Origin of the sequence: Saccharopolyspora sp. 6M (genome assembly GCF_020176775.1) — a bacterium.
Lineage (GTDB): Bacteria > Actinomycetota > Actinomycetes > Mycobacteriales > Pseudonocardiaceae > Saccharopolyspora_C > Saccharopolyspora_C gregorii.
Genome location: NZ_JAIUJZ010000176.1, coordinates 1 through 8,996, shown reverse-complemented (window position 1 = coordinate 8,996; position 8,996 = coordinate 1). Strand labels below are relative to the sequence as shown.

9 protein-coding genes are annotated in these 8,996 nt (G+C 75.5%); all 9 read right to left on the bottom strand.

From position 1 onward, the window contains the following. Nucleotides 1-822 (bottom strand): MOSC domain-containing protein (locus LCD31_RS21495; RefSeq protein WP_224960606.1); only part of this gene is annotated, 822 nt, incomplete at its 3' end. After that, nucleotides 819-1,442: a TetR/AcrR family transcriptional regulator gene (locus LCD31_RS21490; RefSeq protein WP_224960605.1), complete on the bottom strand. Its 624-nt coding sequence runs from the start codon at nt 1,440-1,442 to the stop codon at nt 819-821. The genes LCD31_RS21495 and LCD31_RS21490, both read right to left, overlap by 4 nt. 87 nt (nt 1,443-1,529) lie before the next feature. Continuing rightward, nucleotides 1,530-1,835: a hypothetical protein gene (locus LCD31_RS21485; protein WP_224960604.1), complete on the bottom strand. Its 306-nt coding sequence runs from the start codon at nt 1,833-1,835 to the stop codon at nt 1,530-1,532. 132 nt (nt 1,836-1,967) lie between these two features. Further along, nucleotides 1,968-2,543, bottom strand: coding sequence for an NTP transferase domain-containing protein (locus LCD31_RS21480; RefSeq protein WP_224960603.1), 576 nt, complete (start codon nt 2,541-2,543; stop codon nt 1,968-1,970). A gap of 394 nt (nt 2,544-2,937) precedes the next feature. Next, nucleotides 2,938-3,420 (bottom strand): nucleoside deaminase, encoded by a 483-nt coding sequence (locus LCD31_RS21475; RefSeq protein ID WP_224960602.1) that lies wholly within the window; start codon nt 3,418-3,420, stop codon nt 2,938-2,940. Nucleotides 3,421-3,438: 18 nt separating this feature from the next. Then, nucleotides 3,439-5,733, bottom strand: a complete 2,295-nt coding sequence (gene pucD / locus LCD31_RS21470; RefSeq protein ID WP_224960600.1) for a xanthine dehydrogenase subunit D — start codon at nt 5,731-5,733, stop codon at nt 3,439-3,441. After that, nucleotides 5,730-7,232: an amidohydrolase family protein gene (locus tag LCD31_RS21465; protein ID WP_224960598.1), complete on the bottom strand. Its 1,503-nt coding sequence runs from the start codon at nt 7,230-7,232 to the stop codon at nt 5,730-5,732. Before LCD31_RS21465 ends, pucD begins: the two co-directional genes overlap by 4 nt. Then, entirely contained in the window at nt 7,225-7,698 is a 474-nt protein-coding gene (locus LCD31_RS21460) for a (2Fe-2S)-binding protein (RefSeq protein ID WP_224960597.1), read from the bottom strand. The genes LCD31_RS21465 and LCD31_RS21460 overlap by 8 nt, the downstream gene beginning before the upstream one ends. Further along, nucleotides 7,689-8,570 (bottom strand): xanthine dehydrogenase family protein subunit M, encoded by an 882-nt coding sequence (locus tag LCD31_RS21455; protein WP_224960594.1) that lies wholly within the window; start codon nt 8,568-8,570, stop codon nt 7,689-7,691. Before LCD31_RS21455 ends, LCD31_RS21460 begins: the two co-directional genes overlap by 10 nt. Nucleotides 8,571-8,996 lie beyond the last annotated feature (426 nt).

Sequence of the window (8,996 nt, the reverse complement as noted above, 5' to 3'; positions counted from 1 at the left end):
GGGGCGCCGCGCGCCGGGGCCCCGCCCGCCCCCCCCCCCCCGCGGGCGCGGGGGGGGGGGGGGCGCCCCCGGGGGCCCCCCCCCGGCGCCCCGCCCCCCCCCCCCCCCCGCCCCGCGGTGCACCGTGCCACCGCGGGAGACGCGCACGATGGTGCCGAACCGGTTGTCCCAGTGGTCGATGAGCCGCCGCTGCAACTCCTTCCACCGCGTCCGCCCGCCCGCGTCCCAGCTGGGCACCGCGCAGCGCACGCAGGCCCCCGAGTTCGGGCCGACGACCTCCCAATCGACCTCGCCGCTGGTGATGGTGGTTCCCGGCCCCCAGCCCAGTTCGGCGAACGGCGGCACGTCCAGCTCCAGGTGCACGTTCGGCCGGAACCGCAGCAGGTCCACCGGGGCACCCAGGTCGGCGGCCAGCGCGTCCAACGTGGACTGCACGGTGACCAGCACCGTCGGGCCCCGGTCCTGGTTGCCCGGTTCGCTGCGCAGGCTCAGCGGGATGCCCAGCGAACCGGTGAGCGCCGCGGGCAGCCGCGGATCGGCCCAGTCCCACGCGGTGCCGTCCGGCGCGTGCAGCGTCGGCGCGGGCACCGGATCCACGACCTCCGCGCCGTAGCCGCTCGACCAGTGCAGTAGCGCCGGGTTCTGCCGCACCGTCAGCACCGAACCGGCGCGCCGCTCGCGCTGGTCGACGAGGACGTGCGCCCGGTCGCCGGCCATGCCGCGCTCGTCGAAGCGGGCCGCGGGCACGGCCTCGCCGCGCAACGACTTCACCGGCCAGCGGTGCAGCCGGGAGATGGTCCCGCGCAGCACGCCGGCGCTCACACGTCGCGGTGCAGCAGCGGCAGCAGCGCGTCCGCCAGCAACCGGTCCACGAACCGCGTGTCCAGCGGTTCACCGGTGAGCATCAGCCGGTGCAGCAGCGCGGCACCGGCGAGCTCCACCACGGTGTCCATCGGAGCCTGCGCGTTGATCTCGCCGCGCCGCACACCGCGCTCCACGATGCGCCGCAGCACGTCGCGCTGCGGCAGCAGGAACGACTCGCGGAACGCCGCCGCGAGCTCCCGCTCGTGCGGCAGCTCGCCGACCAGCGCCTGCGCCGCCTTCCCCGCGGGCCCGGTGAGGAAGGTGGCGAACGCGCGCAGGAACTCGCCGAGGTCGCCCGGCACGCTGCCCGTGTCCGGCTCCGGGATGTTGCGCTGCACCAGCTCGTTGCAGGTGTCGATCACCAGGTCGAGCTTCGACTCCCAACGCCGGTAGATCGTGGCCTTGCCCGCGCGGGCCCGGGCCGCGACGGCATCCATCGTCAGCGCGCGGTAGCCGACTTCCGCGAGGACCTCCATCGCCGCGGTGCGCAGGGCTGCGTCGCGCGTGGCGTCCCGCGGCCGGCCGCGTCCGGGGGACCGGCCGGTCCCGTCGGGCAAGCTGCTGGTCGGTGCGTTCACGGCGACCATCCTAGGAAGAAGTGGTGGGGGCGTGGTTTCCGCCGGACCTTTCGGGTGATCTTCCGATCCAGGGCGCGGGGCGCCGGGTCACCGCGCGGCGTGCGCGCTGGCGGTGTCGGCGGCGGCAGCGGCCTGGCGGGTCGCCTCGTCGGACAACCCGTGCCGCGCCTGCAGGTAGGCGGTGCTGAACGCGAAGCCGTCGCCGTTGAGCAGGTGGATCACGACGCGGCCGGTGGGGTTCGGCGCCAAGTGCTCGATGAGCTGGTCGGCCTGGTCCCGGGCGGCGATGAGGCCGGGAGCGCGGGCGGTGCGGGTCGTCTGCCCGGTCGAGACGGTGACCGACCAGTCGTCGCCGTCCGGCACGTAGTTGGCCGTGATGTGTCCCGTTGCCATGTTGCCTCCCCGTCGGCGCTGTTGCGGGCCGGTCACGCGCGCACCGACCGGGTTGGCGCTCCTGCTCGGCGGGCGCCGCAGCCGCGGACGGTGGCTCGGCGTCACCTCACGCGTGACAGCCGACTCTACGGGTTAGCCGCGGTCGAGGTCTGCGGGCCGGTCGATATCGAAACCTTCCGAGACGCCATCGCACCTCACCAGGGTGACGGCGTGATCACGAAGGTAACCGCGCGCACCCGCATCTCCGACGGCCGTCGCCGCGGCCCCCCGCCAGTGCGCGCGTCCCAGCAACACAGGGTGACTGCGTCGCTGGTCGAGTGATGCGGCGGCGAGGGCGTCCGGCGCGGCGTGCGCGGCGACCCGGCGCACCGCCTCCGCCGTCACGCCCGGCATGTCCACCGGCAGGAACAGCGCTGCCGCCACGTCCGCGGATTCCCCTGCCAGCGCGGTGAGACCGGCCCGGAACGAGGAACCCATCCCGCTGTCCCAGTCCGGGTTGGACACCACGTCGACGCCCCGCAGCTCCGCCGCCGCGCGCACCTCCGCCTCGGCCGCGCCCAGCACCACGAGCACCGGTGCGCAACCACCCTCGGTGAGCACGCGGGCCGCGCGGTCGACCAGGAGGGTGCCGCGGTAGTCGACGAGCGCCTTCGGCATCCCGAACCGCCGCCCCGCCCCCGCGGCCAGCACCACGCCAGCGACCCGCATGCCCCGACCCTACCGACCAGCGGAGTGAACGGACCCTTTGTCCCATCTAGTTGGTCGAACGGTCCGTTCACTCCGTTCCGGTGCGCCGGCGGGGCGCCCGCCGCGGGGGGGGGGGGGGGCCCGGGGGGGCCCCCCCGTTGGGGGAACGGGCCGTGAACCCCCCCCCGGGGGGGCCCCGGGGGGGGGGGCCCCCCCCCCCCCGCCCCCCCGGGGCCGCGCCCGCCGCGGGGGAGTGAACGGACCGTCTGTCCCATCCGATTGGTCGAACGGTCCGTTCACCCCCGCTCGTCGCGAGCCCGGGTGGTCGCCGGACGCCGCGCCTCGACGCGAGTGAACGGACCGTCTGTCCGATCTAGTTGGTCGAACGGTCCGTTCACTCCGGCAGGGCGGCGGTTCAGTAGTCGACGCGGTCCGCCTTCGCCAGCCACCGCTCGAACGGTGCCGCCCGTTCGGCCAGCGGCACCTGGCGGACGCGGGTCGGCCACGGCTGCTCGGGGTGCCGGAACAGGTCGTGGAACGCCCGGTCATCGAACCCGCCGCGCGCCGCGTCGTGCCGGTCGGCGGCGTACACGACGCGATCCAGCCGCGCCCACAACGCCGCGCCCAGGCACATCGGGCACGGTTCGCAGGAGCTGACCAGCACGCACCCGTCGAGGTGGAACGTGCCGAGTTCCCGGCAGGCGGCGCGGATCGCGGTGATCTCGGCGTGCGCGGTGGGATCGAGCTCGGCGGTGACGAGGTTGGTGCCGCTGGCGACGGGCCGCCCGGCGCGCAGCACGAGCGCGCCGAACGGTCCGCCGCCGTGGGTGACGCTGCCGGCGGCGAGTGCCACGGCTTCCGCGGCCCAGCGGGTGTCGGTGAGTTCGGTCGACGGCACGTGGTTCTCCAACGGGGCTCAGACGATGTGGTGCGGTGCCACGGGAACGTGGGTGAGGTCCCGGCCGGTCGCGGCGCGGATCGCGGCGACGACGGCCGGCGTGGTGGAGATCGTCGGTGGCTCGCCGACCCCGCGTACCCCGTACGGCGCGTGCGGGTCGCCGCGTTCGACGACGTCGATCTCCATCGGCGGCATGTCGAGCGCGGTGGGGATGAGGTAGTCGGTGAACGACGCGTTGCGCATGGCGCCGTCGACGACCTGCACCTCCTCCATGACGGCGAGCCCGAGCCCTTGGGCGCTGCCGCCCTGGATCTGCCCGAGCACGGCGTCCGGGTTGACGGCCTTGCCGACGTCCTGCACGCAGTCGAGCCGCACGACCTTCACCAGCCCGAGCTCGACGTCGACGTCGACGACGGCGCGGTGCGCGGAGAACGCGTGCTGCACCTGGACGCGTTCGCTCGCGCCGTCGGCGCCCATGGGGAAGGTGGGCCGGTGGTGGTATTCGCGGGTGTGCTCGACGGGCCCGTCGCCGAGCACCTCGGCGAGGTCGGCGAGCACGCCCGCCGTCGCGGACACGATCTTCCCGCCCTGCAAGGACAGCGCGGCGGGCGTGACGCCGTGCAGTTCCGCGGCGCGCAGCAGCACCGCGTCGCGCACCGCGGCGCACGCGGCCTGCACCGCCCCGCCGGTGACGTAGGTCTGCCGGGACGCGGAGCTGGATCCGGCGGGGCCGACGGAGGTGTCGTTGGGATGGATGGTGACGCGTTCGACGCCGAGCTCGGTGCGGGCGATCTGCTGCTGCACGGTCACGAGCCCCTGGCCGACCTCGGCGGCGGCGGTGTGCACTTCGGCGAGCGGTTCGCCACCGACGAGGGCGAGCCGGACGCGGGCCGTGGAGTGGTCGTCGGCGCCTTCGGAGTAGCAGATGTTCTTGATGGTGACCCCGTAGCCGATGCCGCGCACCACCCCTTCGCCGTGCGTGGTGCCGCCGACACCGCCGGGCAGTTCCCGCACGTCCCGGTCGCCGCCGACCGCGGGCAGCGGGATCGCGGTGAGCCGCCGCAGCAGTTCGGCGACGGGCGCCGGGTGGTCGATCCGCTGCCCGGTGGGGATCGTGTCGCCCTCGGCGATGGCGTTGCGGATGCGCAGCTCGACCGGGTCCATGCCGAGCTCGGCGGCGAGCCGGTCCATCTGGGACTCGTAGGCGAACGTCGGCTGCACCGCGCCGAGCCCGCGCATCGCCCCGCACGGCGGGTTGTTCGTGTACAGGCCCCAGGCTTCGACGTCCACGTTCGGCACCCGGTAGGGGCCGACGCCGAGCGTGGTCGCGTTCCCCACGACGACGGGGGTCTTGGAGGCGTAGGCACCGCCGTCGAAGTACTGCCGCGCCTTCACGTACACCAGCTCGCCGTCCCGGGTGGCACCGTGCTCGTAGTACATCTTCGCCGGATGCCGGTGCACGTGGCCGTGGAACGATTCCTCCCGGCCGTAGACCATCTTCACCGGCCGCCCGGTCCGCAGCGCCAGCAGGCACACGTGCACCTGGATCGACAGGTCCTCGCGCCCGCCGAACGCGCCGCCCACCCCGGACAGCGTCATCCGCACCAGTTCCGGGTCGAGGCCGAGCGCGGCCGCGGTCTGCGTGCGGTCCGAGTGCAGGTCCTGGGTGGCCAGGTACAGGTCCACGCCGCCGTCCTCGGCGGGGATCGCCAACCCCGATTCGGGGCCGAGGAACGCCTGGTCCTGCATGCCCACGGTGTAGGTGCCGGAGACGACGACGTCGGCGACCGCGTCCGGGTCCCCCTTGCGGATCACCTGGTGGCGCACCACGTTCCCGCCGGGGTGCAGCGGCGGCAGCGCCCGGTCGTGCGCGGCGAGCTCCGCGTCGGTGCTGGCGGGCAGCACCTCGTAGTCCACGGCGATGCGGTCCAGGGCGCGGCGCGCGATCTCCGGATGCTCGGCGGCGACCAGCGCCACCGCCTCGCCCCGGTAGCGCACCACGTCCTCCGCCAGCACCGGCTGGTCCTGCTGCTTCACCCCGTACCGGTTGCGGCCGGGCACGTCGGCGGCGGTGAGCACCGCGCGCACCCCCGGCAGCCGCAGCGCCGCGGTCACGTCGATCGAGGTGATCCGCGCGTGCGGGTGCGGGCTGCGCAGCGTCGCGCCCCACAGCATGTGCTCCGCCCACAGGTCGGAGGAGTAGGCGAACTCGCCGCGCACCTTCAACGTGCCGTCCGGGCGCAACGGGGACTCCCCGATGCCGCCCGCGATGCCGGTGTCGAGGTGCTGCGGAGTGCGCGTGGGACCGCTCATCGGGCCACCTCCCCGTGCCGTGCCCCGGATCGCGCGCGGATCCGGCCGCTCGCGGCGCGCAGGTCGCGCGCCAAGTCCACTTCGGACACCGCGGTGAGGGCGCCGTCCTCGACGACGCGCCTGCCACCGCGCAGCAGCAGTCGCAGCGGCGGCAGCGGACCCAGCACCAGCGCCGCCACCGGATCCTCGATCCCGGCGTGACCGAGCCCGTCGAGCCGCCACACCGCGAGGTCGGCGAGCTTCCCGGGCCGCAGCGACCCCAGCTCGTCCTGCCTGCCCAGGCAGCGGGCACCGCCGAGGGTGGCGGCGAACAACGCCTCCCGCACCGAGAGCGCCGCCGGCCCCCGGGACCGATCGGCCGGTGTCGCCGCGCCCGGCAGGTCCGCGTCCTCAGGTCGCGCCGTTCCGGGCCGGTCCCGCTCCGCCGGTAGCGCCGCACCCCGCCGATCCCGTGCCCCAGGTGGAGCTCCACCCCGCCGGGCCCGTGCCGTCAGCAGCGCCTGCCGCATCTCCTCGCCGATCCCGCCCGCCTCGTTCGACGCGGCCCCGTCCGCACCCAGCCCGACCCGCACGCCCGCGTCCAGCAGCTCCCGCAGCGGTGCCGTCCCCGCCCCCAGGCGGCCGTTCGAACTCGGGCAGTGCGCCGAACCCGTGCCCGTCTCCGCCAGCCGCGACACCTCCGCCGCCGACAGGTGCGCGGTGTGCGCCAGCCACACGTCCGGGCCCAGCCAGCCGAGGGCGTCGGCGTGCTCCACCGGGGTGCGGCCGAACTCGGCGCGGCACCGCCGCTCCTCCTCCGCGGTCTCCGCCAGGTGCGTGTGCAGCCGCACGCCGCGCGCCCGCGCCAGCTCCGCGGCGTCCCGCAGCAACCGCTCGCCGACGCTGAACGGCGAGCACGGGCCCACCGCGATCCGCACCACCGACCCCGGACTCGGATCGTGGAACCGGCCGATCGCCGCGTCCGTGCCCGCCAACGCCACGTCCGCGTCCTCCACCAGCGAATCCGGCGGCAACCCGCCCCGGGAACGCCCGCGGTCCATGCAGCCCCGCACCGCGTGCAGCCGCACCCCGATGCTCCCGGCCGCGGCGATCACCGCACCGAACACGTCACCGCCGTCGCGGGGGAACACGTAGTGGTGGTCGGCGATCGTCGTCGCCCCCGACAACGCCAGCCGCGCCGCACCCGCGGCGGCCGCCGCGTGCGCGCAGTCCTCGTCCAACCCCGCCCACACCGGGTAGAGCGAGGGCAGCCAGTCGAACAGCGGCGCGTCCGGCGCGAACCCGCGCGTCACCCACTGGTACAGGTGCTGGTGGGCGTCGACCAGGCCCGGCGTGATCAGGCAACCGCGCACGTCGATCCGCTCGCCCAGCCCCGGATCGGCCCGGCCGGCGCCGACCGCGGCGATCCGGCCCCCGTCGACCACCACGTGGCCCTCGGCGTGCTCGGCGCCGTCGACGGTGACGACCGCGGCACCGTCGAGCACGAACCGCTCAGGCATGGCCGGCCTCCCGCCGGGACGCGAGCCGCACCGCGTCCACGATCTTCTCGTAGCCGGTGCAGCGGCACAGGTTGCCTGCCAGCGCCTCCCGGATCTCCACGTCCGACGGGTCGGCGCGCCGCCGCAGCAGATCCGTGGCCTGCACCAGCAGGCCCGGGGTGCAGAACCCGCACTGCACGGCGCCCGCGTCGAGGAACGCCTGCTGCACCTCGCTGAGCCGGTCGCCGTCGGCGAGCCCCTCCACGGTCCCCACCTCCCGGCCCTCGACCTGGCCGGCCGCGACCAGGCACGCGCAGACCGGGACCCCGTCCAAGGTCACGGTGCACGAACCGCACTCGCCCTGCTCGCAGGCGTTCTTCGACCCGGGCAGGCCGAGGCGTTCCCGCAGCACGTACAGCAGGCTCTCGCCCTCCCACACGTCGTCGGCCCGCTGCCGCCGCCCGTTGACGGTGAAGTTCACGCGCATGACCGCCTCCCGTTCCGGTGCTCGTCCCACACCCGCAGCACCGTCCGCCGGGCCAGGACGCCCAGCGCGTGCCGCCGGTACCCGGCGGTGGCGCGCACGTCGTCGACGAGGGGCGCGGCTGCCGCCACGAGCTCGCCGAACCGCCGCACCACCAGGTCCGGCAGCTCCCGCGGCCGCTCCCACCGGTCGCTCGCGGTGAGTTCGGCGGCGAGGAAGTCCTCGGCCGCCGTCGCGCGGAACGGCACCGGGCCCGCCGACCCCACGCCGGTGCCGATCCGCCGCCGGTCCGGGTGCAGGGCGATCGCGAACGCGCACACCGCGATCACCATCGCGTTGCGGGTGCCGACCTTCGCGAACTGCTGCGGGCCGGAAGCGGTCGGCACGTGCACCGCGGCGATCAGCTCGTCCGCGGCGAGCGCGTTGCGCTTGGGCCCGGTGAAGAACTCCGCGACCGGCAGCGTCCGGGTACCGCGCACCGAGGCCACCTCGACGCGCGCGTCCGAGGCCAGCAGCGGTGGATGCCCGTCCCCGGCCGGCGAGGCCGAACCGAGGTTCCCGCCGAGCGTGCCCCGGTTGCGGATCTGCGGAGAACCGACGGTGCGCGCTGCCGTCGCCAAGCCCGGGAGCCGGTCGCCCAGCTCGTCGACCAGGCGCGCGTAGGGCAGCAGCGCGCCGATGCGCAGCACCCCGTCCGACTCCGACCACTCCTGCTCGGCGCCGGTGGCGGTGAGGTCCAGCAGCGCCTCCGGCCGGTCGTGGCCGAAGTTCAGCCCGACCAGCACGTCGGTGCCTCCCGCCAGCACGGTCGCCGCGGGGCGGGCCGCCCGGATCTCCAGGGCCTCGCGCCACGAGGCCGGGCGCAGGAAGTCCACGGCGCTTCCCCCCTGTCGGTCGGAGTCGACGAGGGCCGCACCACTCGTAGCCCGTCGCCGTGGGTGGTCGTCCCAGTACACAACTCGCGAACGGAGGTTGACCAGCGGTGGAACACCCGAAATGCCGGACGGGTGAACACCCGTCCCTCGTACGTTCCTACGAACCGGCGCCCCTCCGGTCGCCTCCCGAAGCGCGCACCCACCGCTGCGGAGTGAACGGACCGTTCGTCCACCGGGATGGGACGAACGATCCGTCCACTACGGATCCCGCGGCACTCGCCGCCCGCGCTCGGGTCGAGCGGTGCCGCACCGCACACCGCCGCCGCCCGCACGGCCGAGCCGGGGGGGGGGGGGGGGGGGGGGGGGGGGGGGGGGGGGGGGGGCGGGGGGGGGGCCCCCGCCCCCCCGGCCGATCGGCTCACGGCC